This window comes from Microbacterium sp. Leaf351, from assembly GCF_001423825.1.
In the GTDB taxonomy this organism is placed as follows: domain Bacteria; phylum Actinomycetota; class Actinomycetes; order Actinomycetales; family Microbacteriaceae; genus Microbacterium; species Microbacterium ginsengisoli.
Genome location: NZ_LMPK01000035.1, coordinates 84,857 through 85,380 on the forward strand (window position 1 = coordinate 84,857; position 524 = coordinate 85,380).

Sequence of the window (524 nt, forward strand, 5' to 3'; positions counted from 1 at the left end):
CGCGCCCGAGAAGAAGCTCTCGCTCCGATCCGCCGAACTGCGACATCTCCTCGACCCATCCCGCGGGTGTGCCCGGGGGCACGGTGAGGTGAAGGATCGCGTCCTTGTCGGCGAAGCTCTGGGCGGGTCCGCCGAGGGAGGTCGAGAGGAACGAATCCTCGGTCAGCGTGTTGCCGGCGGCGGCCTTGGGTGTGAAGGGCCAGTGCGAGATGCCCGTTCCGCGTGTCACTTCGATCGTCTCGGTCAGCGGTCGGCGGGCGAGCGTCTCGTCGATCGCGCGGATGTGACCCTCGAGCTCAGCCGGATACGGCGGGCCCTTGCGCAGCGCGCCGTTGATCTCGGCGTAGGTGATCCCGCTCGGTCCGGGTGCTTCGCGGGTGTAATCGAACACCGCCTCCCGCTGAGCCGGGGTCAGCTCGTCGGACAAACCGGCCCAGGCCTGCCGACCGTACGCGACAGCCTCGTCGTCGTCGGCGAAGCGGCGCACGGATGTCAGGCTCACCGCGTCCCCCTCGTGACCCAGC

At 69.5% G+C, this 524-nt stretch carries 1 pseudogene; it reads right to left on the reverse strand.

Annotated elements, in window-relative coordinates:
- A pseudogene (locus tag ASG00_RS18990) lies at positions 1–502 on the reverse strand (ADP-ribosyltransferase); the annotation flags it as partial.
- Between the last annotated feature and the right edge of the window lie 22 nt (positions 503–524).